Genomic DNA, 23,798 nt, shown 5'->3' with positions numbered 1-23,798 from the left:
TTTTGACGGCAAATCATTTCTTCGGTTGTCAGGCGGCAGTTCTTGCCCCAATTTTCGTTTTGCCGCGGACAATGACGACGGCAGAGAATTGGGAGGAACCATCATGGCAAGATTTTCGATTCACGTCGCGATTCTGTCTGCGGCCACAATGCTCGCGGCCTCGGGCGCCTCGGCAGCAAGCCTGACGCTTTACTGCGCCGCGGATGAGGCCTGGTGCCAGCAGATCAAGACGGGCTTTGAAGAGAAGACCGGTATCACCGTGGACATGACGCGCAAGAGTTCCGGCGAGACATACGCGCAGGTGCGGGCGGAAGCCGCCAACCCCAAGGGCGACGTCTGGTGGGGAGGCACTGGCGATCCGCATCTTCAGGCGGCCGAGGAAGGGCTCACCGAGGTCTACGAATCCCCGATGCGCGGCGAGTTGCATGACTGGGCGATCAAGCAGGCGGAGGCATCCGGCAACAGGACCGTCGGCGTATATTCGGGTGCGCTCGGGTTCGGATACAACAAGGATCTGCTGGCCAAGAATGGACTGGCCGAGCCGAAGTGCTGGGCGGATCTTGCCAAACCGGAATACAAGGGCCAGATCCAGATGGCCAATCCGAATTCTTCCGGCACCGCCTACACGATGCTCGCGACCATGGTTCAATTGATGGGCGAGGAGCAGGGCTTTGAATATCTGAAGGCGCTGCACAAGAACATCAACCAGTATACCAAGTCGGGATCGGCGCCGATCAAGGCGGCCGGTCTCGGAGAGACGACGATCGGCATTGTCTTCATGCATGATGCGGTCGCACAGACCGCCGCCGGCTTCCCCGTCGTGACTGTCGCTCCCTGTGAGGGCACCGGCTACGAGATCGGCTCCATGTCCATCATCAAGGGCGCGCGGAACGAGGACGAGGCCAAGCAGTTCTACGACTGGGCGCTGAGCGCGGAAATGCAGTCGAAAGCCAAGGACGTGAAATCGTTCCAGCTTCCTTCGAACAAATCAGCCGAAGTTTCGCCGCTCACGCCGGACCTGTCGACCATCAAGCTGATCGACTACGACTTCAAGAAGTATGGTTCGAGCGATGAGCGGAAGCGCCTGCTGAAGAAGTGGGACGACGAGGTCTCGACCCTGCCGCAATAACGCCGGCTCTGTGACGTGCGAAGGAGCGGCGCGAAACCGTTGTGGCTCTATCCGACCGCCGCCATGTGGATGGCGGTCGGATTGCTGGGCTATGCGCTTCTCCCCTGGTACGGCATCAACGACAATTTCTTCACCTTCTCCTGGCTGTTTGACGGCTATCCTCTGGATAAGGATGTGGCGCCGGCTCTGTTCCTGAATCTTCAGGGACAAAAGCTCTGGCTCGCACCGATCGGTCTTGTGCTGATCGCACCGATATTGCTGCTCGGCCGGGGCAAGCAGGATCCCGCCTTCGGCAGCATTCTGATCGCCATAGGAGCCGGCGGACTTGCTTGGTTCGCTCTTCAGGGCTTCGGAATCGGCGTGAGAGGGTGGTCCTGGCAATGGGCCAACACCCTTTTCGGGGAACTCGACGACCGGCAGTTCGGCATGGGCTGGGGTGCGATGCTGGTCGCCTTCTCGCTCCTTTTCCTGCTGACCCTCGGCCTCGCCGCGAAGGGCGCCGTCGGAGGCGATGAGTTCGTCGTCGGCGCGATCGGTTTCGTGGTGGCCGTGGTCGGCGTGTTCATCTTCATGCCTATACTACAGATGCTCGCGAGCGCGTTCGTGACCCAGGAGGGCTTTTACTCATTCGAGGTATTCCTCGGAAAGCTGTTGAGTGAACGGCTATGGGGACTCGGCTGCCTGAGCGGCGGTCCGCGCTGCGGCGTTGCGTGGAACTCGCTCGCGCTGGCTGTCATCGTCGGAGTCCTGACAACGGCGCTTGGCCTGGTCTTCGCGCTCGTCGCCACGCGTACCGGCTTTCGCTACCGCCGTCTGCTGCGCGTATTGACAGTCCTGCCGATCATAACGCCGCCCTTCGTCATCGGGCTTGCGATCATTCTCATCTTCGGGCTGTCCGGCATCGCCACGCAGGCATTCTCGTCCGTTTTCGGCATTCAGCCGACACGGTGGGTCTACGGCATGCCAGGGTTGCTCATCGCCCAGGGGCTGGCTTTCACGCCGATCGCGTTTCTGGTCCTGATCGGGGTGGTCGAAGGCATAAGCCCGTCCATGGAGGAAGCCGCGCAAACGCTCCGCGCCAACCGCTGGCAGACATTCCTCACCGTATCGCTGCCGCTGATGCGGCCGGGCCTGGCCAACGCCTTCCTGCTGGGCTTCATCGAATCTCTGGCGGATTTTGGCAATCCGCTGGTGCTCGGCGGCAATTTCGACGTGCTCTCCACGGAGATCTTCTTCGCGATCGTCGGCGCGCAATACGACCAGGCGCAGGCCGCTATTCTCGCCATCGTGCTGCTCTTCTTCACGCTGGCCGCGTTCTATGCCCAACGCGTCTGGCTTGGCGATCGCTCCTACACGACCGTTTCGGGCAAGGGCGACGCAGGCGTGCATGCCGCACTGCCCCTTGCGCTGAGCCGTCTCGTCATCGCCGTCGCCCTGATCTGGGCGCTGTTCACCATCTTCATCTACGCGACAATCTTCTACGGCAGCTTCGTCACCTTGTGGGGAGTCGATTTCTCCCTGACCGTCCGGCACTACATGACGGCGTTTTCCGTCGGCTGGAACGAATTCGGTATCCACTGGCGCGGATCGGCATGGTCATCTTTCTGGACGACGCTGCAGATCGCCCTGATCTCGGCGCCGCTCACCGCCGCCATCGGATTGCTGACGGCATATCTGCTTGTACGGCAGGACTTCGCGGGCAAGAGAACGTTCGAGTTCGGCACCATGCTGTCCTTTGCCATCCCGGGCACGATCATCGGCGTGTCCTATGTCATCGCGTTCAACGTTCCGCCAATAGAGCTGACGGGCACAGGCATCATCCTGGTGCTTTCCTTCATCTTCAGGAACATGCCGGTCGGCGTGCGCGCGGGAGTGGCCTCCATGTCGCAGATCGATCGCAGCCTTGACGAATCCTCGCTGACGCTCGGGGCCAGTTCCTGGCACACCTTTCGCAAGATCATCCTTCCGCTTCTGCGGCCGGCGATCCTCGCGGCCCTGGTCTATTCCTTCGTCAGGGCGATGACGGCGATCAGCGCCATCATCTTCCTGGTGAGCGCGCGCTACGACATGTCGACCAGCTATATCGTCGGTCGTGTCGAGAACAACGAGTACGGCATCGCGATCGCCTACTCGACCGTGCTCATCGTCGTCATGCTTGCCGTCATCGGTATGATGCAACTCGCGGTGGGCCGGCGCGACATCGGGCGGCGGATGGCGGGCGATCTCTCCCAGTCGCGCACCAACGTGCATCCGTCCGGCCGCGGACAACCCGTTCTTGCCGGAGGCGGATGATGATCGAGATACGTTCGAATGCCGCTTCGGTGGAGTTCCGGAACGTCACCAAGGTCTACGGACGCAGCAAGTCGCCGGCAGTGGACGACGTTTCGTTGAACATAGAGGCCGGAACACTCGTCACCCTTCTCGGACCGTCCGGCTGCGGGAAGACGACGACGCTGCGCATGATCGCCGGGCTCGAGTTGCCGACCGATGGGCGGATCCTGATCGGCGGCGAGGACGTCACACTGCTTCCAGCCACGGATCGCGATGTCTCCATGGTGTTTCAATCCTATGCGCTCTTCCCCCACATGACGGTGCGGGAGAATGTCGAATACGGGCTGAAATTCTCGGGGCTGCGCAAGGACAAGGCCTCCGAGAAGGCACGGGCGGGCCTCGAACTGGTCGGTCTTTCCGGCTTCGATGACCGCCTTCCGAGCCAACTCTCCGGGGGGCAGCAACAGCGCGTCGCCGTTGCCCGTGCGCTCGTGCTGGAGCCACAGGTTCTCCTGTTCGACGAGCCTCTGTCGAACCTGGATGCGAAGCTGCGCCGTCATGTCCGTGGCGAAATCCGTGACATCCAGCAGAAGCTCGGCCTGACGGTGGTCTATGTGACGCATGACCAGGAAGAGGCATTGGCGGTATCGGACCGGATCGTCGTCATGAGCAATGCCAGGATCGCGCAGGAGGGCACGCCCCGCGATCTCTACGATTGGCCTGCCAATGCGTTCGTTGCCGATTTCGTCGGAGAGGCAAACCTCTTCGATTGCGAAGTGCTCTCGATCAGCGACGGAAAAGCTTCGGCGAAGGTCGGGCCGGCGGCATTGACCCTCCCGGCGCGAGGCCTGTCACCGGGTCCGGCCAAGCTCGCCGTCCGGCCTGACAGGCTTATCCTCCAGAGACCCGACACGCCCAACACCGTTCCGGGAACCATCCGCAAGGTGACCTATGTCGGACGTCACCTCGAGTTTGCCGTCGAGACCGCTGCCGGCAACGTGTTCGTCGTCTCCCGCGATGTCGACGGCCCGTTCGCCGAGGGCGATGCGATCGGCATCGGGTTCCCTGATCGCGGCCCAGTCCTCATTCCGGCTTGAAAGCGCGATCCGCCAAGGCCTTCACGGCGTCGAAAACGCCGGGCGCGGCGGCCACGACGACCGTGCCCCGATCCAGGACCGTGTCCGGATCCGGCGCGACCACGCGACCGCCGGCCTCTTCGACGAGGAGAAGTCCCGCGAGGCAATCCCAGGCGTTCATATGTTCCTCGACATAGCCGAGCAGGCGGCCGGATGCCACGTAAGCCAGCATCAGAGCGCCCGATGCATTCCTGAAGAAAACACCGCCCTCGCCCAGCAACCGATCGATGAGCTTGACCACGTTATGCGCCTCGCGCCTGTTCGAGAAGCCAACGCCCAGCGAGCCCCGGGACAGGCTGTCGCTACGGCTGACATGCATCAGTGCACCGTTCAGGAAGGCGCCCCCGCCGCGGAGCCCGTGGAATGTCTCGCCCGAACATGGCTCGTGGATCACGCCAGCCTCCGCTACGCCATCGCGAACAATGGCTATGACGACGGTCCACGACTGGATTCCGCTCACGAAGTTGGCGGTGCCGTCAATTGGATCGAGCACCCACGTATAGCCCGAACGGCTTGGAGTGGCGGCATGCTCCTCTCCGACGACGCCATCGTCGGGATAGCTGGAAGCTATTGCTTCGCGGATGAAAAGCTCGACGTTCCGATCCGCCTCCGACACCATATCCTGATGTCCCTTGCTCTCGATCGTGAGGCTGCCAAGATCCCTGAAATAGCGCAACCCTTCCAGGCCTGCGGCGCGGACCATATCGAGGGCGAGGGATAGCCTGCCAGAGATTTCGTCTTGCATCAGGATTCCTCAATCTCCGTTGGGCGGATCGAAGTGGATGGCGGAGACCTCCGCGACGACTCCTTTGCCCGTTTATCATTCTTTAGGCGGCCAAGCATCGACGGTGAAGGATTGTCAGGGGCTGAGGCTGCGTGAGAACAAGTTCTTGAAGGCGTACCATAGTTATCGCGAGATGCAGGATGCGGTGTTCGATCCGCCGCCAGTCATCCACTTTGGCTATTGACCCTCGGGATGATCGGCCATTGCCTCTCGATCCAGTCGGCGATTGCCGTATCGTCTGCCGGGCTCGAAGTCTCCACATCCAGCCGCGGGAACAGGTCGAGAGGATGGGCACGCGCGGCCAGCTCGATGAGTTCAGGAACATATTCCAATCCGGGATGACCTGGAGCGCGGGTCTCCACGCGCCTTCTGTAGCGGGCGGCGATCTCTTCGGGTGCTGCGTGGCACCATATTTCCAGAATCTCGTCCAATCCCGCGCGTTTCAGGTGCGCGACCAGGATCTCCGCCGACTGGAATCCGAACCAGGCGTCGATCACCACGCTGATGTCGTCAGGACACTCCGCGATGACGTTGAAGATCGCCGCGTAGCTTGCCCGGCCGAGCTTCCGATTGTATTCGCGGTCGCCGACCCCGATATGCTCGAAGAACGGCTCCTTCACCGCATCGAGGCTGAAAAGAGGCCAGCCGAAGCGATATGCGATGGAGCGGGCGACGGTGCTTTTGCCGCTGGCGGGGACGCCATTGACCAGAACGGCACGCTTCATCGAAACCTCAATCCAGGGCGGCGAGCGCGGCGCCTATCACGCCGGCATCGTCCCCCAGCATGGCAGGTTCGACGGGGCATTGATACCAGGGAGACCTTGCCGGGGTCCCGGCGACGGCGCGGCATGCGGCCTGCCCCAGCCCGCCGCCGAGCACCACCAGTTCGGGGTCGATCGTCGCGACCAGACTGTCGATCGCGTCGCGCAACGGCGCGGCCCATGCGGTGACCACGCATCTCGCAACCTCGTCCGTAGCCATAGCCTCAAGCAGCGCCTCGATCCGTGTGCTGGCCGGCAGCAACGCTTCTGCGATCAGCCGGCCGAGCGCAGTGCCTGAACTCGTCGTCTCGACGCATCCCTTGCGTCCGCAATTACACGGAAGGCCGTCGTGAACCACAGTGAGATGGCCGAGTTGGCCGCCGCTGGCGCGACCGCGCAATATCCTTCCGTCAAGCGCGATGGCGCCGCCGATACCAGTGCCGATCGTCAGCATGACCACGTGCTGACGGCCCATCGCCGCGCCGGCCCGCATCTCGGCGACGAGGGCCATATTGCAGTCGGAGTCCAGCATGACGGACTTTCCGGCCATATCTTCAAGTCGTTCGACGAGGTTGACGCCGGCCAGATCCAGAAACCCGCCGGAAAGTACACGGCGCGCCGCGCTGTCGACGCGACCGGGCACGCCAACCCCGACGCCTTTCACTCTCGCCGTCGACAATGCCGTCGCAAGTGTCAGGATGCGATCGAGCACCGTCCGTGGATCGCGGCTGATGCGCTCGGAACGGGCCTCCAGGATTGTGCCGGATGCGGATACCCGTGCGACGCGCAGGTTGGTTCCGCCGATATCGACTCCTATCGCCTCGCTGATGCTCATGATCTGCCGGTGCGTTTCAGGACGCTTTCGCCAGCGGCGCGCCATATCGGCCAATAAGAGCCTGTATTTCGCGCAAGCGGGGCAGCGCCATGGTGGTGAGGCGCTCGCGTGTCACGTCGCGATCGAGCGAGATACAATCCTTCCAGAGCGCCCGGCCGGCGATCACGCCCGAGGCACCGTTCTGCATGGCGGTCTCTATCTGTCCGAGGAAGGTGGCGTGGTCGATGCCCGCCGACAGCACCGCCCACGGCACGTTTCCCGCCATGGCGGAAACATTGGCGCAAGCCTGGGCCGTTCCGGGATAGGGCAGTTTCAGGACCTTCGCACCGCAATCAAGCGAAATGCGCGTGCCGGCTTCGACCAGAGCCGGCACCTTCGCCTTGTATTCTTCCTTTGTTTCGCCTTCGAGCTCGTAGGTCAGGAACTCGACCACAAGCAGCATGTCCTCGCGAGCAAAATCCTCAATGCAGTGGCGAAGGATACCGATGTTGTGGTCGTCCGCGCCTGTCTGGTCCGGACGCAAATAGACCATGATCTTGCCGGCGGTTCCGCCCAGTTCACGTACCTGTCGCGCGCCGATGCCCTTGGCCAGGCGCGACTGGCGATAACCCTTCGCATCGACATCATAGCCGGACGCATCGAGGCCAATGATCAGCGCCACGTCCCGTGCCAGGACACCGTCGTCCACAATGCCCGGCACTGCGCAGGTGGGATCGAGAAGGACGGAACTCGCATGATTCGCGAGATAACGGACGATGCCGGCCTTTACGCTGCCGAGATCGGCATCGCTGATGCCGGCACGCACCGCGGGATCGTCGGACAGAAGGGTGCGCATGCCGCCGCGCTGGTCGCAGGCGATTACCATCATCAACCCATCCGCGCCGGTGATCTGCTGGTATCCGCGCCGTTCCGCGGTGGTCATTTTACTTGTCATGTTGTTTTCCAATGTTGCTTCGTCGGCGTCCGCTGGGGGGGCGGTCAGCTACCGATCATCAGATTGACGACATCGCTCGGCTTGACGTCACCGACGCGAAAATCACCGACATTCCTGCCGCGCCGCATCACGAAAATGCGATCCGCGATTTCGAACACGTCCTGCATGTTGTGGCTGATGAGGATGACCGGAACACCACGGCCTTTCAGCATCTGGATTAGCGCCATCACCTTGCGCTGCTCCGGTACGCCGAGCGCCGCCGTAGGCTCGTCCATGATCATCAGCCGCGCCTGCCAGTAGACGGCACGTGAAATCGCGACGGCCTGACGCTGGCCACCTGACAACTGCCGCACTGGCGCGTCGAGATCCGGAATGCGGATGTGCAGCTCGTCCAGCACTGTCTTCGCACGCTCGCGCATTGTCCGGTTGTCGACGCCCGGGAACACGCCCAGACGGCGCGTTACGATCTCGCGTCCAAGGAAGATGTTGTCAGCCGCACTCAGATTATCGCAAAGGGCGAGGTCCTGGTAGATGGTCTCGATGCCTGCCGCACGTGCATCCGCAGGCGTGCGGAACTGCATCGCCTCGCCATCCACCTCTATCGAACCTTCGTCGTACGGGAACACGCCGGAAATGAGCTGGACGAGCGTCGACTTGCCTGCGCCGTTGTCGCCGACCAGCGCGACGACTTCGCCGGCAGGGAGGTCGAAGTCGACCGCATCGACGGCAGTGAGGCCACCGAAGCGTTTCGTCACGCCGCGGCAACGCAGGAGCGGGGACACGGATCGGGCCTCGGTGGTCATCGCCTGATCCTGAATTTCGCCTGATCCGCCAGCACCGCCAGGATGATGACGACACCGACGGCTGCATATTGCCAGAACGGATCGATGCCGAGCAGGACCAGGCCGTTCTGGATCACCGCAATGATCATCGCGCCGACCAGGGTGCCGAGTATGCGTCCCTCGCCGCCGAGCAGGGAAGCGCCGCCGATAACGATGGCGGCGATCGACGACAGCATCATCGCGTCACCTGAATTGGCGACGCCGCCTGTATAGCGCAGGACGTACATGAAGCCCGCCAGCGAGGCCATCACGGAGGAGAGCACGTAGACCTTGAAGAGGTTGCGCTGCACCGGAATGCCGGCGCGCAAGGCAGCCTTGGCGCTGCCGCCTATGGCGTAGACGTGGCGTCCGAAGCGGGTCGACGCGAGCAGCCATGCCAAAAAAGCGGTGAAGATGCCGGCGTAGAGGATCTGGAACGGTATGAAGCCTCTGACATTGCGGATCTCCGGCCCGGTCACGCCTTCAGGGACCGCGAACATGGAGAAGCCATAGGTCGCGTGATAGTAGAACAGGTAGCCGTTGCCGAGCGTTCCGAGGCCGGGCAGGGGAATGCTCACCGGCGGGCCGCCGGAAAGAACATAGGCAAGTCCCTGCGCGATGCCCAGCGTGCCGAGTGTAGCGATGAAGGGCGGCACCTGCAGCTTTGCGATGATAGCTCCATTGATCAACCCCGCGGCGACGCCGACGCTGAGACCAGCCAGAAGGCCGGCCAATACCACAACGGGGAAGGGATAGCCGACCAATGCCTGCATCGTCATCGAGATGACGATGGTCGCGAGGCCCATCACATAGCCGACAGACAGGTCTATGCCGCCGGTTATGATGACGAAGGTCTGGCCAAGCGCCAGCACCAGCATCACGGCCGCATTCGCGCCCATCGACTGGAAGTTGAAGAGATCGAAGAAATGCGGCGTCGTGATCGAGAAGAACGCGACGAGAATGACGAGGAACAGCCAGGCCCACACCTGACCGAGCAGGATCAGGCCCCGATCTCCTGCACGGCGCATCGGCGTCGGGGATTCGACGCCTTCACGGCTCGCGAGCTTGGGCATGGTTCCTCGTCCAACCTCCGGGATCGATCAGCGGGATCAGTTGCTCTTGTAGATCGCCGCCTGCGCTTCCGGAGTATCGACGTTGTCGCGTGTGATGACGACGAACGGCGTGGCCACCTTGCGCTCGATCTTGTCGGTCTTGCCGTCGAGTGCGTCGACCACGGCCTGCACGGCCAGCGCGCCGATCAACGCCGGCTGCTGCGCGATTACCATGTCGATGGTTTTGGCGCGGAGATCATCGATGGCCTGTTCAGGCGCGTCGAAGCTCGCGATCTTGACCGTGCCGGCGAGATTGGCTGTCTTGACGGCAGCCGCAGCGCCTTGCGCGCTGAACAGATTGCCGCCGAAGATGGCGCCGATGTCCGGGTCCTTCTGCAGGGCCGCCTGGGTCTGCGTGGTGGCGATAGTGGCGTTGCTCTGGGTGTAGTCGACGGAGGCGGTGACGCCGCCATTGGTCGCGTTGACCGCCTCGAGGCAGCCGTCGCGGCGGGCCGTGTCGGAAGGCACGTTCGCCGTGGAGACGAGCACGAGCAGCTTGCCCTTGCCGCCCATGTCCTTGATCAGGGTATCGCAAGCCAGCTTGCCGCCTGCGAAATTGTCGGACGCGATGTAGCTGACCGGGAACGTCACCGAGCCCTTCTCGTAGTCGCCGTCGCCGATATACTGGTCGGTCGTCGCCACGGGAATGCCAGCGTCGGAGGCGCGCTGAAGCACGGCGATCATCGCCTGCGGATCGTTCGGCACCGCGACGAGGCCATCGACCTTGCGCGCGATCATGGCGTCGACGATCGGTGTCTGCAGCGCAGGATTCCATTGCGAGGGGCCGTCGGCGATGAAGTCGACACCGAGTTCCTCGGCCTTTTGGCGAGCGCCCTTTTCCATGGTGACGTAGAATGCATCGCCCTTGATGCCGTATACGAGGGCGATGGTCTTCTTATCCTGAGCGGAAGCCGTAAACCCAAACGCTGCGACGGCACAGATCGTGCCCGCAGCGAGAACGGAGAAGCAGCGAGAAAACGTGGCGCGCATGAGATCCTCCCAGATCGATGGTGCGAGATATATTCGGACCCGAGCCGTCCTCAGACCAACGGCTTGGCCAATGACAAAACCTGTGTAACAAATTGCAGAAGCAAATTGCAAGGCGGATTCCTTGGATATCCAATCGACAGATTCGCGAACCCTGCTGCACACCGTAGCGCGTCTCCACTACGAGCAGGACATGTCCCAGCGCGATATCGCGCAGCAGATGGGCCTTTCGACCGCCACCGTGTCCCGCCTCATTCGCCGGGCGCGGGAAGAAGGCATCGTCCGTATCGAGATCGCGGAATTCGTGGAGCCCCATTCGCTGGCTGGCCAGCTTGCCGATGAATTGCGGCTCAAGCAGGTGGCGATCGCGCCCACGGCGCCGGAATCGGGTGCGATGGCAGCACTGGCCGAGCCGGTAGCGCGACTGCTGAAAGACGCGCGCCTCGGGCCCGGCACGGTGCTCGGCCTGGGCTGGGGGCGCACTGTCTGGGAAATTCTGCAGGTCGGATTGCCGGCGCTGCCCGGCACCACGACAATGCCTCTCAGTGGCGGCATTCCCGAAGCGGCGAGGCATTTCCAGATTGGAGAGTTCGCGCGTCTCGCTGCCTCGCAGATCGGCGGCAATCCGCGTTTCGTCCATGCGCCCTACCTGTTGAGCGACGAGGCGCGCCACGCCCTGGTGCGAGATCCTGCCATCAGCGGAAGCGTCGGTTTGTGGGAGCGGGTGGATACTGCGCTGGTCGGTATCGGCCGGCCTCATGGCGGCGACCGCACCAGCGGCGGCGCGGCGATCACTCCTGACGATCCGGCGCTGGACCATGCGGCTGGCGATGTGCTGCTGCGCTATTTCGACATAAGCGGACGCATGGTGCATTGGAACCGGGAAGACCAATTGCTTGCCATCAGCACGGCACAGTTGAAGCGTGTGCCGCTTCTGATTGGTGTCGCCGTCTCTCCGCTCAAAGCCGTGAGCATCATAGGCGCGGCGCGCAGCGGCCTCATCAACGCATTAGCCACCGATACCAGAACGGCAATGCGCGTGCTCGACGTCCTGCGATCGTCGCCTCCGTTGCAACGCGCTGCCGGTTCACCGGTTTGATATTCGCCCTGTGCTCCAGCGACGCCAGCTACTTGCTCTGGATCGTTTCCAGATATGCCAGCAGTGCTTTGGTCTGATCCTCAGTGGGCCTGAACACCGGCATGTCGGCATGCCCGACGACGATCCCTTCAGCAAACGCTTCTTCCAGAGCCTCGAGGGGATAGCGGGATGAGAGCTCCCGAAATGGTGGCGCATCCTTGTGCGGGCTGGCCCCTGTCGCTTTTACGGCATGACAGCCAGAGCAGTTCGTTTCGGCGATCTGTCGACCGAATTCGACAATGTCGTCGGCGAACGCCGAGGCGGAGAGGACAAGAACCGCAAATGCCGATGCAAGCCGTTTCATGCCGGCAATCCTTGCCGAGAATGGTTAACGCTTCGGGTATTGCTCGCAATATAAGCCTTACTTCTTGCCAGCGATCGGCGACGCGACTTTCGCCGGAGCCGGGCTGCAGAAGGCTAAACGGTCAACTCCGCACGTGCGACGGCATACGCGTCGAGATGCAGGCGTCCATCCGTCAGGGGCCGCGCAGCGGAAGCCATGAAGGCGGGATCGACTGCAATCTGTTCGAAGCGATCGGCGGACAGGATCGCAACCTTCGACGTTACGTCAGCGTCGGCCAGTTGAACTGCTTGCGGCTCCGCAGTCAGATTGGCAACCCACAGCACGATGCGTCCGTCCTTTCGAGCCGCGAGCACGGCGATACCATTGCTTCCCTCTACCGCGACATCGACCAGAGGCGCGCCGCTAAGCTCCGACAGGCCAGCCATGACATGGAAGGCTGGATAGACGGCGGCTCCCTCATGAACATCATACCAGGGTTGCACGAAATCGGTCTTTCGATGGATCAGACCAAAGGGTCCGGTCGGAGCGCCGAGCGTCACTACATCGATACCCTCGCGGGCCGCCGCGGCGATATAGCCGAGCGACCAGGCGGCGTTGAAGAGACCGCGCTGGCGCGGATCGATACGGCTGAGGCAGGCCCGCCGGTTGTCCGTGTTGGGCGTGGTCGAGCGGCCGTAGGGGTTCTCGCGGCATCCGAGCTGGCTCGGGCCGATCCGTAGCGGCTTGCCCGCGCCGACGAAGGCTCGTGTCGAGCGGATAAGATGCGGGACCGCCTCCAGCGTTTCCATGACGGAAATATCGTCGGCGGCGTGTACGCTCGGGCAACTGGTGAAGGTCACATAATCGAGCAGGGCCGCCGGTGGGCGTTTGCGGTTCAGTTCGGTGAAGTAGGCGGCCATGCCTCCGCCGAGCTTTGCACCGGGAAAGGCACGACGCGCTGCGGCGTAGCTTTCCTCGAAGCCCGGCATTTCCGGCCACGGCGCATCCGGCTGCACCGAGCGCATGTCCTGCATCGGGAAGACCGATACGGATTCCGGCACGAGCCCGACGGCGCGCATTGCCTCGCCGATCGGCGCCAGTTCATTGTACGGATCAAGGGTGCCCTGAGTTATGATCTCCAGCGCAACGCCGGCGCCGGTCAGTTCCGAGAGCGCCTTGTAGTTTTCGAGTTCGCGCCGCCCATGGTTCTCGCGCAGATCTATCTGACAGACCAGCAGGCGCGGCGCGAGGCGTTTCATCAATTCGGCATTGGCGAGCGCGGGCGCAGTCTCCTCGGCCGGAACGCCGACGCCGATCGCCGGCGTGGCGCCGGCCGGATTGCCCAGCGTCAGCGCAGTCCCGCGCTGCTCGCCGCCGGATGCGGGACGGAGCGAAAGGGTTCCCGCCACGGCCAGATGCACCGCCTGCGTGAATTTCTGACCCTTGCCCAAGGTGTAAGGCCAAGGTTGCAGCAGCGAGCGCACATAGGTCTTGTAGGAGGCGTCGGACCAGTTGCGCTGGTCCTCCATCTCGAAGGCATCCTCGCCCTCCATCGAACAGGTGGCCCACAGGCCCGGCCGCACTTCATGCGAGAGCGCGCGAATCCGCGTGAAGGGCACGCGTGGATCGATGTTCTCGGGAAAGGCTGCCATCCGTTCGGTGCCGTCTTCATGCAGCACTTTCACCGGTTTTCCGGCCAGATCCGCGATCGGATGAAGGACGATGAAGCCCGTCCTGTTGGTCAGAATGTCCGTCTCCGGAAGGGCCTCCGCCACGAACGACAGCGAACCGTCCTGCTTGCCGACGATGCGGGCGTCGTAGACGAGACGGCGCGAGGCGTCGGCGCAGGTGCCGCGATAGGTGACGGTGAAGCCGGTGGCGTCCTCGTGGAGGTCGAGGTCCTCTATCTTCGGCGTGAAGGTGCCCCAGTTCTCGTCGCGAACCAGAAACGAGATGCCGCGCAAAACCTCAATGCCGTCGATCCGGACATAGCGAAGCGCTCCATTGTCGAACTCGACCGAAAGCGGGCCGGCCCGCAACGTTCGCAGGGGCGGATCGACCTGCTCGGTGCCGTAGAGGCGCACGGCGGCAGATGGCGCGGAAGCTGGCATCAGAGCGCTCTCCCCGTCGCGGCGTCGAAGACCGAGGCGCGATTCATGTTTATATCGATCGGCAGCGTTTCGCCCGGGCGGCTGACGTCGTGCGCGCGCAGTTCGGCGATAACCTGCTCGCCGGACAGCAGGAAGTTGGCGTAGCTGCGCGAGCCGGTCGGCTGCACCATGTCGATGGTCGCATCGTAGCGATAGCAGCCGGCTGCCGGCGTTTCGCCCTGGGCGCGCATGAGATGTTCGGGCCTCAGCCCGAGAAGAATTGGCTGGTCTGCTCCTGAGCCGTTGACCGTGCGGCCCACCGGCAGCGGCAGCGCTATTTTGCCGACCTGCACCGCCGGCAAGCCGTCCGTCTCGGTCAGCCGGCCCGGCAGGAAACTCATCTTCGGCGAGCCGAGGAAGCCGGCGACGAAGGTTGAGGCGGGTCTCTCGAAGAGATCGAGCGGAGCGCCCTGCTGTTCGATGATGCCGTCGCGCATCAGCACGATCCTGTCGGCAAGCGTCATCGCCTCGATCTGGTCGTGCGTGACGTAGATCATCGTCGTGGAGATGTCCTGATGAAGCCGCTTGATCTCGCCGCGCATCTCGTCCCGCAGCTGTGCGTCGAGGTTCGAAAGCGGCTCGTCGAACAGGAAGATACGCGGATTGCGCACGATCGCCCGGCCGATGGCGACGCGCTGGCGCTGCCCGCCGGAAAGCTGGCGCGGATAGCGGTCGAGCAGGGGCGTGATGCCGAGCATCCTCGCCGCCTGATTGACCCGCGATTCTATCTCGGCGGGCGGCATCTTGCGGGCCTTGAGCCCGAAGCCGATATTCTTCGCCACGGTCATGTGCGGATAGAGCGCATAGTCCTGGAACACCATCGCCACGTCCCGGTCGCGCGGCCGCAGATCGTTGACCACCTCGCCACCGATCTCGACCGTACCGTCGGAAATCTCTTCCAGACCTGCGATCATCCGCAGCAACGTACTCTTGCCGCAGCCGGACGGCCCGACGAGCACCGTGAACTCGCCGTCGCGTATGGCCAGATCGATGCCCCGTACCGCGTGAAATGTCCCGTAGTGCTTGTGGAGCGCGGAAATCCTTACGTCTGCCACGTCATTCTCCTAACCGCGGACGGCGCCGAGCGTCAGCCCGCGCACGAGATGTTTCTGGGCCAGCACGCCGAGCGCGATGGACGGAACCAGTGAGACGATCGCCAGAGCCGCCGCCTCGCCGTACTGCGCGCCCTGGAAGCCGATGAAGGCGCGGAAGACGGTGGGCAGCGTGAAGGCATGTCTGCTCGTCAGGAGCAGCGCAAAGAAGAACTCGGTCCAGCAGGCGATGAAGGCGAACACCGCCGCCGCCACGATGCCCGGCGCGGCAAGCGGCACGGCAACCCGCCAGAACGCTCCCCATCGTGTCCAGCCGTCGACCAGCGCCGCTTCCTCCATGGAACTCGGCATCTGGCGGAAATAGGCGAACATCATCCAGACGGAAACCGGCAGCGTGAACACCGTATAGGCGATGATCAGGCCGAAGCGCGTGTCGTAGATGCCGATATTGCGATAGATGAGAAAGATCGGCAGCACGATGCCGATGGGCGGCAGGAAGCGTTGCGACAGGACCCAGAAGGAGAGGTGCTGGCCGCCGGTGTTGAAGCGCGCCAGACTGTAGGCCATCAGCGTGCCCAGAAGCGCCGAGAGCGCGGTGGCCGACAGCGAGACGATGATGCTGTTTACCAGGCCGTCGAAGCCCCGATAGGTGAAAAGCGCGGCCCAGTAGTGGATGAGCGTCGGATGCTCCGGAAACCAGACCGGCGGGATGGCCAGGTAGTCGTCGCTCGGTTTGATAGACGTATTGAACATCCAGTAGAGCGGAACGAGCACGAAGATCAGGAAAAAGCCGAGCAGCAGGATGCGCCCGACAGGAATCGAGCGGTGTTTCCTCCTGCGGACGGGAGGCGTGACGGACGACATCAGCGCTGCTCCGGCTTGAGCAACCGCCTGACCAGAAGTGTCACGACGATTGCGGTGAAGATCAGGAAAAGCCAGCTTCCCGCCGTCGCCTGCGACAGGTGGAACTGCGTGAAGCCGACCGTGTAGAGATAGTAGGAGGCGGTGTAGGTCTGTGTGCCCGGCCCGCCTCCGGTCATGATAAAGATCGTGTCGAACATGCGGATCGCGTCGAGCAGCCGGAAAGTGATGGCGAGCATCATCATCGGCGCGAGGTGGGGCACCGTGATCGCCCAGAAAGCCTGCCAGGCGTTGACGCCGTCGAGCTCAGCCGCCTCGTAGAGATTGGGTGGGATCGAGGTGAGCCCGGCAAGCAATATGACGAACATGAAGGGCGTCCACTGCCAGACGTCGGCGATGATCAGGGAGATGTAGAGCCACGGGCTCTCAGTCAGCCAGCCGATGGTCACGTCGTAGCCGAGCAACTGGCTGAGGATGTAATTGGTCGGACCGAACGGCCTTTGCAGCAGAAGCGTCCAGGCCTGCCCGACGATGACCGGGCTGATGAACAGCGGCACGATCAGGATCGACATGACGAGGCCGCGACCCCGGAAATTGCGCACCATGCTGAGCGCAACGAGCAAGCCGAGCGCGAACTCGATCGCGACATTGACGGCCGACAGGATCGCGGTCAGCAGGAGCGACCAGCGCGCGACGGGGTCGAAGACCACCATCGAAAAGTTCTTCAGCCCGACAAAGGCATGGCCGGGCACCTGGAAATCGTAGTTGATGAACGAGACGACGAGCGAAAACAGAAGCGGATAGATCGACAGGGCCAGGATCAGCAGAACGGCCGGTGCGACCAGTATCCATTTGAAATGACGGTCCGCCCAGGCCGAAAAGGCGGACTGCCTCGCCGGGGCTCCGGCCGCCGCCATCATCGAAATCGTCGCCGCATTCCCGTTGGACATGCCGTGTCGCTCTTTCGTATGGAACTCGAAGCAGGCGCGTGAGCGCCGCTCAGCCTGTGAAACACCACGACCGGCCGGCGGAATGCGCCGGCCGGTCGCTGCATGAAGGTCAGAGCTTGACGGCCATGCCGAGCTTTTCGACGGTGTTGTCGGCCGTCGCGCCGGGCAGCTTCAGGAACTCGGTATAGAAGCCCTTCTGCGCGTCGACGCCGAGCCTTTCGGTCGTCGCGTCGAACTCGTTCGCGGCCGTTTCGAGCGAGGCCTTCGGGTCCGCGCCCGCCCAGACGGCCGTGCACATCCGGTCGATGCTCAGGAAGTAGTCCTGCGCGCCCGGCATGATCGGATCGAGCAGACCGACATTGGCCGAGTTGCAGAGGTTGGCCAGATATTCCTTCGCGCTCGGGAAGAGTTCGCCGTAGAGATCGGACTTGTAGTGCGACAGGCGATATGGATCGCGCAGCGCGTAGGGCAGCATGACGCGGGCGAGCGACACTGGCGGAGAGACCATCCACTGCATCAGCAGATAGGCCGCTTCCGGATTGGCCGAATCCGCCGTCAACGCCTTGTTGAAGCCGGTCGCGTGCTCCGGATTGCCCGGCACGACGGCGTAGCCGACCTTGCCGGCGATTTCCGACTTCGGGATGAAGTTGATCGCCGCCGCACTCTGCGAGTAGTTGGCGGCCATGCGTCCCGACGGCGGCCACGAGTAGATCATCGCCACCTTGCCGGTGAGGAAGGCTGCCCAGAGCGACACGGCGTCGAGCTCGTTGTTGCCCGGCATAGACGCCTTGTTCGACTCGATCATGCTTTGCAGCGTGGCGACACCCGCATCGGAAGCCAGCTGCGCCTTCATGTTGTCGTCGAACAGCTTGCCGCCATTCGCGCGGAACTGCTGCAGGAAGTCGAACTGGTTGCCGGGGCTGCCGGCCTTGCGGAAGTGGCCCGCGCCGTAAACGTTCGGCGCCAGCTGGTCGGTGATGAACTGCGCGATCTGGTTGTATTCCTTCCAGGTCGTCGGCGGCGCCAGTTCGGCATTGAACTTGGCCTTGTAGGCGTCCTTGAGCTTCGGGTCCTCGAAGATGTCCTTGCGATAGTAGAGCGCGAACATGTCGCCATCGTCGAAGAAGCCCCAGATCTTGCCCTTGTAGGTGGGCAGCGCCTTGTACAGCGGATGGAAGTCGTCCATGTCCGCCGTGTTCATGAACTTCGCGATATAGTCGTCCAGCGGCTGGATCACGCCGCCATCGGCGAGCGAGGGGGTCCACATCGGCGCGACGTCGAGGACGTCATAGGCGCCCGAAGTCGCGATATGCTCGGCGACCGATTTCGAATAGAGGTCCGGCCAGGAGAGCTCGACCGCGTTGAGCTTGATGCCGGTCAGCTGCTCCCACAGCGGACCGCTGAAGTTGCGCGGATCGAGAGCCTGAAGTCCTGCTTCCGACGTCATGTTGAGCGTCACGCCGGAATATTGCTTGGCCGCCTGCACGGCCTTGAAGGCGGAGCCGTCCTCCGGTCCCTTGGTCGATGCTTCCAGCGCCGCCGCCTGCGCCTTGCCGAGCGGCGTCGACGGATCGGCGAGCTCGGCCTGCTGCTGCGCCACCGCCCAGTCCGTCAGCATGCCCAGTATGGGGCCTGACGCGGCGATCATGCCCGTGGCCTGTCCGAACAATTTGATGAAATCGCGCCGCGTGTTCTCGCCGCGCATGAAGGCATCAACCTCGGCTGCGAGGCCGGCCTGAAAATCTCGTCTTTCTCTATCGTTCATGGCTTCACTCCTCCCTGATGGCCGAGCCCAACGGGCTTCAGCATTCGATTTTGACTCGGTCGCGGGCGCAGCGGCCGGGCATTCTCAAGACTTGACCGAACCGGCCAGCGCCTCAGTTCGTCATAGCCCTCATGCGCCGAAGCGCGCGGCGTAGTCGGCCAGGCGCTCCTTCCAGCGATCCGTGGCAAGAACCTCCCTGTTCACTACGCCCCGCGGGTCGCGGCCATGCATGACGTCGAGCACCGCGCGGACATCCGCCGCGCCATTGCCGGCAAAACACTGATCGGTCCAGCACAGCGCGTGCGGCGCCAGAATGACGTTGTCGAGTTTCAGGATCGGGTCGTCGACGTCCGGTGGCTCCTGTTCCAGAACGTCGAGGCCGGCGCCGGCGATGCGGTTTTCCTGAAGCGCCTTCGTCAAGGCCTTCTGGTCGATGATCGGGCCGCGAGCGGTGTTGATGAGGTAGGCGGTCGGTTTCATCATCGCGATACGCCCGGCGTTCACGATATGCCTCGTCTCCTTCGTCAGCGGGCAGCTCACCGACAGCACGTCCGCGCGGGAGAACAACTCCTCGATACCGACCAGTTCGATCCCGAGCTCCCGCGCCATGGCGGCGTCCGCGAATGGATCGTGCGCGATGAACTTCATGTCGAACGGCTTGGCCATGCGGAAGACTTCCGCGCCGATATTGCCGATGCCGAGCGAGCCGAGCGTGCGGCCGACAAGGCCGATGCCCATATGCGCCGACCGCTGCTCGAAACCGCGCGCGCCCATGCGCGTGAGCCGATCCTTGACCATGAGCTTGCCGGTGAGCGCCAGCATGAGCGTGATCACCGACACGGCCACGGGACGGCGCACGCCGTCGGGCGTTATGACAAGCGCGATGCCGGCTTTCGTGCAGGCGGGCACGTCCACCGTGTCGTAGCCGACGCCGAAGCGGGCGACGACGGAGAGACGGCCGCTTTTCGGCACACTGTCGGGCGAGAAGCGGTGCACCAAAAGGATGAGAGCGTCGAAATCCTCGAGTTGCTCGGCCTTCAGCGGATTGTTGGATTCGAGGAATTCCACCTCGACGCCCGGCGCCTCATAAAGCGGCCGAAGATCGAAATCGGGGTAGGTCGGCGAGCCGTCCGGCTTGCGGAAGTCGCCCGACAGCGCGATCCGGAATAGGTCGCCAGCCATCACCGACCTCCGTCCGTCTGGCAGCTTTCGCGCAGCTTGCCGACCGCATCGGCGAGCGCTTCGTAAAGCAGCCAGATATCGCCCTGATAGCAGACAAAATCGAAACCCTGGCCATACATGTCGGCGCCCTGCTGAACGTTGCCGACGAGGCGGCCGAGCGACTTTCCGTGACGCTTCGCGGCCGCGACCACCTTGTCCATTGCGGCCGTGAAGGCGGGATTGCCGAACTCGCCGGGAATCCCCAGCGAAACCGAAAGATCAAAATGGCCGACCCACAGGCAATCGACTCCCTCGGCCGTCGCGATCGCGTCGATATTGTCCACGCCCTCCGCGGTCTCGATCAGCGCTATGAAGACGGTGCGGTTGTTGGCGGCAGAGAACTTGTCGGCGACAGTGCCCGGCCTGTAGCGGTCGTGGGCGATCTGAAGCGCGACGCCGCGCCCGCCGGCGGGATGGTACTTCATGGCGCTGACGATGCGGCGCACCTGCTCGATGTTGCCGACCATCGGGACGATGAGCCCCTCGACGCCCATGTCCATCGCGCGGGCGATGAAATGCGTATCGTGAGAGGGGACGCGCACCATGGCCGGAAGATCGGCAGCCTCGAAGAAGCGCAGGGCGTTCTTCAGGGTCTCCATGCCGAATCCGGAATGCTCCATGTCGAAGAAGACGTAGTCGCAACCCGCCGCCTTCAGTATGTGTCCTATCCCCGGCGTCGCGAACTCGGCGACGAGGTGCCCGAGCTTCACCTTGCCGTGTTGCATCATCTCCCTCAGGGCGTTTTCAGCCATCGTCCATTTCCTCCCTGGGGCCGCGCCGCCGCTGAGGCATTCCGGCCATATGTCTTTCCTAGCCTTCGCAGACCAGCGCCCCGCGAATGACCTGCTTGTCTTTCACCAGCGGCGCGCTTTTCGCGTCGAAAGCGAGAAAATGCGAAGTGCGGCAATGCGCGTCGAAGGCGGCAGCATCGTCATAGACCTCGTAGAGCAGGATGCGCTCCGGATCGCCTTCCGGCTCGACCACGTCGAAACGGCGGCAGCCCGGCTCGTCCCGAACCGAAGCGCGGGCGTTGGCGTCCATCAGCGGCCGGAAGGCTGCGCGGGTCCCGGGCATGAGGCGGAAGTCGACGATGATCACGAAACCGCTCACGCGCGCGCCTCCACAACCGAGTTGTAGCGGCGTGCGACATATTCGAGATGATCGCGCATCGCCCTTTCCGCCCGATCCTGATCGCGCGCCTCTACCGCCTCGAAGATCAGGCGGTGCGCGTCATATGCGGCATGAGTGGCTTCGTCCTCGCCCGCCGAGAGCGTCGTTCGCCGTTGCTCGTGCAGCCAGTCAGCCAGAGCCGCGTGGATGGCCGTGAAGATCGGATTGCGGGCCATCAGCGCCAGTTCGTAGTGGAAGTCGACGTCGGTCTGCTCGAAACGCCTGATATCGCCGATCGATTCGCGATTGGCCTCCAGAGCTTCCCGCAGCCGTGCGATGTCTTCCTCCGTCGCCGTGGCAGCCGCATTCCGCACCAGGCCGATCTCGAAGAAAAGGCGCGCATTCTGGAAATTCTGAACGCCGCCCGGCGCGCTCATCATGTGGCGTGCAGGGACCGCCAGCGCATCAATGACGAATTGCGGCGTCGGCCGGGTGATCCGCGCCCGCTCGCCCGACCGGACCTCGACCAGACCCATCTTGCTGAGATGCAGCAAGGCCTCGCGGATCGAGGGACGGCCGACGCCGAACTGCCGCATCAACTCCCGCTCCGACGGCAGGCGATCGGCCTCCGCGAGCTCGCCGGTGCGAATGAGGCGTTCGAGGTGTTCCGCCACCTCGTCCGACAACTTCCGTTGTTTGAGAAGAACCCCTATCACTGCTCTGGCATACCTGTCATACCATTGGACCACCGTATCGCAGCCGACGGTTGAGTCAAGCGGGGCATAGGTTCTTTCTCACACAATCCCGCTGACATATGGATTGATAATCTGATACTCAGCATACCAGTTATCCGGAGAAGAGGAAATGCGATGACTACGGTTGCTCTGTTCGGAGCCGGTGGAAAGATGGGTTACCGTCTGGCGGCGAACTTCCGCGCCTCACCCTTTGAGGTGCGGCATGTGGAGGTGAGCGAGGCCGGCCGGCAGAGGCTGAAGGGCGGCCTCGGCCTCGACGCGGTGCCGGTCGACCAGGCGCTCGACGGCGCCGAGATCGTCGTTCTGGCCGTCCCTGACACGCATATCGGCAAGGTCGCGGCGGGCATCGAGAAGCAGCTCAAGCCCGGCACCATGGTCATCGTGCTCGACGCGGCCGCGCCCTATGCCGGCCATCTGCCCGACCGTCCCGATCTGACCTATTTCATCACCCATCCCTGCCATCCGCCGCTGTTCAACGATGAGACGGACATGGAGGCGAAGAAAGACTATTTCGGCGGCGTCAAGGCCAGGCAGCACATCGTCAGCGCGCTGATGCAAGGCCCGGAAAGCGACTACGCCAGAGGTGAAGCGGTGGCGAAAACCATCTGGGCGCCGGTGATGCGCTCGCATCGGCTGACCGTGGAGCAACTCGCGATGCTGGAGCCGGCGCTTGCCGAGACCATGTGCGCCTCGTTGCTGGAAGTGATGCGCGACGGCGTCGACGAGGTCGTCCGGCGCGGCGTCGACCGCCAGGCCGCGCTCGACTTCCTGCTGGGACACATCAACGTGCTGGCATCCGTCATCTTCGGCGAACGCGAGGGCGCTTTTTCCGATGCCTGCAACAAGGCGATCGAATTCGGCAAGCCGGCGCTGATGAAGGATGACTGGAAACGCATCTTCGAGCCGGAAGAGATCGCCGCCAGCATCCGCCGCATCACCTGAGCGCGCGGAAGGAGGCGAGGGCCAGGCGCGTCAGGACGCGTTGCGTTCGGCCGCGACATAGAGGGCGCGCGAGCGCTCCAGATGCTTGACCATTTCGCGTTCGGCGCCATCGGGGTCGTTCGCGGCGATGCGTCCGATGATCCGCTGGTGCTCGGCGAGCGTATACTTCTCCTTGCCCGTCCAGATCAGCATCTCGGTGTGGTACTCCTTCAGCCAGCCGAGCATGGCGGCGCTGACGGCCGCATAGATCGGGTTGCCGGAGATCGACGCGATCTGCGTGTGAAACGCCATGTCGGCGTCGATGAAACCGTCGGCGTCGCCAAGCAGGCCGCGCTGGCGCTCGAGGATCGACTGCAGCGTCTCGACATCGGCCGGCATCGCCCTCTCGGCCGCCTCGCGCACCATGCCGCGCTCGAAGAAGATGCGCGCGCTCTTCAGGTGCTCCAGCGAGTCGCTGGACGAAGACAGCATGATCTTCGCGGCGCTGTCGACCTGTTTCAGGATGGATTGGGCGTTGAGCCGCAATACCTTGGCCCGCTCGCCATGCGAGATCGCGACAAGCCCCATGTTCGCCAGCGCCTGCAATGCTTCCCTGACGGCGGGACGGCCTACGCCGAAGCGCTCCATGAGCTCGCGTTCGGACGGCATCTCGTCGCCCGGCTTCAGCGCGCCACTCGTTATCAGAAGCTTCAGCCGTGCGAGGACTTCATCGGACAGCTTGCGTCGGACGATCGGTTCCGTTGGCTCCATGAGCGTATTCCTGACATCGGCGGTTGCCGGCGGGCGTGGCGCTTGCATTGC

22 protein-coding genes and 1 pseudogene are annotated in these 23,798 nt (G+C 63.3%); 6 read left to right on the top strand and 17 right to left on the bottom strand.

Annotation, left to right across the window (positions count from 1 at the left end):
- The first annotated feature begins 103 nt into the window (after positions 1 to 103).
- Genes M9955_03415 through M9955_03405 form a run of 3 tightly spaced genes read left to right on the top strand, consistent with a single transcriptional unit; the run spans position 104 to position 4,497 of the window.
- Positions 104 to 1,129 carry an ABC transporter substrate-binding protein gene (locus M9955_03415; GenBank protein ID MCO5080691.1) on the top strand — a complete coding sequence of 342 codons (1,026 nt, stop codon included), beginning with the start codon at positions 104 to 106 and terminating at the stop codon, positions 1,127 to 1,129.
- A gap of 39 nt (positions 1,130 to 1,168) precedes the next feature.
- Positions 1,169 to 3,421 (top strand): iron ABC transporter permease, encoded by a 2,253-nt coding sequence (locus M9955_03410; protein MCO5080690.1) that lies wholly within the window; start codon positions 1,169 to 1,171, stop codon positions 3,419 to 3,421.
- Positions 3,421 to 4,497 (top strand): ABC transporter ATP-binding protein, encoded by a 1,077-nt coding sequence (locus M9955_03405; GenBank protein MCO5080689.1) that lies wholly within the window; start codon positions 3,421 to 3,423, stop codon positions 4,495 to 4,497. Before M9955_03410 ends, M9955_03405 begins: the two co-directional genes overlap by 1 nt.
- Here the strand turns inward: M9955_03405 and M9955_03400 are convergent.
- A complete protein-coding gene (locus M9955_03400) occupies positions 4,484 to 5,281 on the bottom strand; it encodes an inositol monophosphatase family protein (GenBank protein MCO5080688.1) in 798 nt (265 codons plus the stop codon). The two genes, M9955_03405 and M9955_03400, sit on opposite strands and share 14 nt — an antisense overlap.
- A 37-nt stretch (positions 5,282 to 5,318) precedes the next feature.
- Between M9955_03400 and M9955_03395 the strand changes: the two genes are divergently transcribed.
- Positions 5,319 to 5,504, top strand: a complete 186-nt coding sequence (locus M9955_03395) for a hypothetical protein (GenBank protein ID MCO5080687.1) — start codon at positions 5,319 to 5,321, stop codon at positions 5,502 to 5,504.
- Here the strand turns inward: M9955_03395 and M9955_03390 are convergent.
- The 5 genes and pseudogenes from M9955_03390 to M9955_03370 form a co-directional block, all read right to left on the bottom strand.
- A pseudogene (locus M9955_03390) lies at positions 5,485 to 6,916 on the bottom strand (ROK family protein). The gene M9955_03395 and the pseudogene M9955_03390 overlap by 20 nt on opposite strands.
- 16 nt (positions 6,917 to 6,932) lie before the next feature.
- Positions 6,933 to 7,850: a tagatose-bisphosphate aldolase gene (locus M9955_03385; protein ID MCO5080686.1), complete on the bottom strand. Its 918-nt coding sequence runs from the start codon at positions 7,848 to 7,850 to the stop codon at positions 6,933 to 6,935.
- A gap of 44 nt (positions 7,851 to 7,894) precedes the next feature.
- On the bottom strand, positions 7,895 to 8,653 hold the full coding sequence (locus M9955_03380) for an ATP-binding cassette domain-containing protein (protein MCO5080685.1): 759 nt from the start codon (positions 8,651 to 8,653) through the stop codon (positions 7,895 to 7,897).
- The gene (locus M9955_03375) at positions 8,650 to 9,744 is read right to left on the bottom strand and encodes an ABC transporter permease (protein MCO5080684.1); all 1,095 of its coding nucleotides are present in this window, start codon (positions 9,742 to 9,744) and stop codon (positions 8,650 to 8,652) included. Before M9955_03375 ends, M9955_03380 begins: the two co-directional genes overlap by 4 nt.
- 36 nt (positions 9,745 to 9,780) lie before the next feature.
- Positions 9,781 to 10,773 (bottom strand): ABC transporter substrate-binding protein, encoded by a 993-nt coding sequence (locus tag M9955_03370; GenBank protein ID MCO5080683.1) that lies wholly within the window; start codon positions 10,771 to 10,773, stop codon positions 9,781 to 9,783.
- 151 nt (positions 10,774 to 10,924) lie between these two features.
- Between M9955_03370 and M9955_03365 the strand changes: the two genes are divergently transcribed.
- Positions 10,925 to 11,869, top strand: coding sequence for a winged helix-turn-helix transcriptional regulator (locus M9955_03365; GenBank protein MCO5080682.1), 945 nt, complete (start codon positions 10,925 to 10,927; stop codon positions 11,867 to 11,869).
- Positions 11,870 to 11,897: 28 nt separating this feature from the next.
- Here M9955_03365 and M9955_03360 read toward each other — a convergent pair whose 3' ends face one another.
- From M9955_03360 to M9955_03315, 10 genes are all read right to left on the bottom strand, one after another.
- A complete protein-coding gene (locus M9955_03360; GenBank protein ID MCO5080681.1) occupies positions 11,898 to 12,212 on the bottom strand; it encodes a cytochrome c in 315 nt (104 codons plus the stop codon).
- Between the two features lie 113 nt (positions 12,213 to 12,325).
- The gene (locus M9955_03355; protein ID MCO5080680.1) at positions 12,326 to 14,302 is read right to left on the bottom strand and encodes a hypothetical protein; all 1,977 of its coding nucleotides are present in this window, start codon (positions 14,300 to 14,302) and stop codon (positions 12,326 to 12,328) included.
- Positions 14,302 to 15,396, bottom strand: a complete 1,095-nt coding sequence (ugpC, locus tag M9955_03350; GenBank protein ID MCO5080679.1) for a sn-glycerol-3-phosphate ABC transporter ATP-binding protein UgpC — start codon at positions 15,394 to 15,396, stop codon at positions 14,302 to 14,304. Before ugpC ends, M9955_03355 begins: the two co-directional genes overlap by 1 nt.
- A gap of 9 nt (positions 15,397 to 15,405) precedes the next feature.
- Positions 15,406 to 16,257 (bottom strand): carbohydrate ABC transporter permease, encoded by an 852-nt coding sequence (locus M9955_03345; protein ID MCO5080678.1) that lies wholly within the window; start codon positions 16,255 to 16,257, stop codon positions 15,406 to 15,408.
- Positions 16,257 to 17,204, bottom strand: coding sequence for a sugar ABC transporter permease (locus M9955_03340; GenBank protein ID MCO5080677.1), 948 nt, complete (start codon positions 17,202 to 17,204; stop codon positions 16,257 to 16,259). Before M9955_03340 ends, M9955_03345 begins: the two co-directional genes overlap by 1 nt.
- 109 nt (positions 17,205 to 17,313) lie before the next feature.
- On the bottom strand, positions 17,314 to 18,969 hold the full coding sequence (locus M9955_03335; GenBank protein MCO5080676.1) for an extracellular solute-binding protein: 1,656 nt from the start codon (positions 18,967 to 18,969) through the stop codon (positions 17,314 to 17,316).
- A gap of 129 nt (positions 18,970 to 19,098) precedes the next feature.
- Positions 19,099 to 20,151 (bottom strand): dehydrogenase, encoded by a 1,053-nt coding sequence (locus M9955_03330; GenBank protein ID MCO5080675.1) that lies wholly within the window; start codon positions 20,149 to 20,151, stop codon positions 19,099 to 19,101.
- The gene (locus M9955_03325) at positions 20,151 to 20,942 is read right to left on the bottom strand and encodes an aldolase/citrate lyase family protein (protein ID MCO5080674.1); all 792 of its coding nucleotides are present in this window, start codon (positions 20,940 to 20,942) and stop codon (positions 20,151 to 20,153) included. Before M9955_03325 ends, M9955_03330 begins: the two co-directional genes overlap by 1 nt.
- A 58-nt stretch (positions 20,943 to 21,000) precedes the next feature.
- Entirely contained in the window at positions 21,001 to 21,300 is a 300-nt protein-coding gene (locus tag M9955_03320) for an antibiotic biosynthesis monooxygenase (protein MCO5080673.1), read from the bottom strand.
- A complete protein-coding gene (locus M9955_03315; protein MCO5080672.1) occupies positions 21,297 to 21,974 on the bottom strand; it encodes an FCD domain-containing protein in 678 nt (225 codons plus the stop codon). Before M9955_03315 ends, M9955_03320 begins: the two co-directional genes overlap by 4 nt.
- A gap of 195 nt (positions 21,975 to 22,169) precedes the next feature.
- On the opposite strand from M9955_03315, the gene M9955_03310 reads away from it, so the two are divergent.
- Positions 22,170 to 22,997 carry an NAD(P)-binding domain-containing protein gene (locus tag M9955_03310; GenBank protein ID MCO5080671.1) on the top strand — a complete coding sequence of 276 codons (828 nt, stop codon included), beginning with the start codon at positions 22,170 to 22,172 and terminating at the stop codon, positions 22,995 to 22,997.
- Positions 22,998 to 23,027: 30 nt separating this feature from the next.
- On the opposite strand, the gene M9955_03305 is transcribed toward M9955_03310, so the two are convergent.
- Entirely contained in the window at positions 23,028 to 23,747 is a 720-nt protein-coding gene (locus M9955_03305) for a transcriptional regulator NanR (GenBank protein ID MCO5080670.1), read from the bottom strand.
- Positions 23,748 to 23,798: the final 51 nt, after the last annotated feature.

The sequence above is a fragment of the Rhizobiaceae bacterium genome (genome assembly GCA_023953845.1).
In the GTDB taxonomy this organism is placed as follows: Bacteria; Pseudomonadota; Alphaproteobacteria; order Rhizobiales; family Rhizobiaceae; genus Arvimicrobium.
Note: the sequence above shows the minus strand (reverse complement) of the source record. Positions and strands in the feature narration are given on the sequence as shown.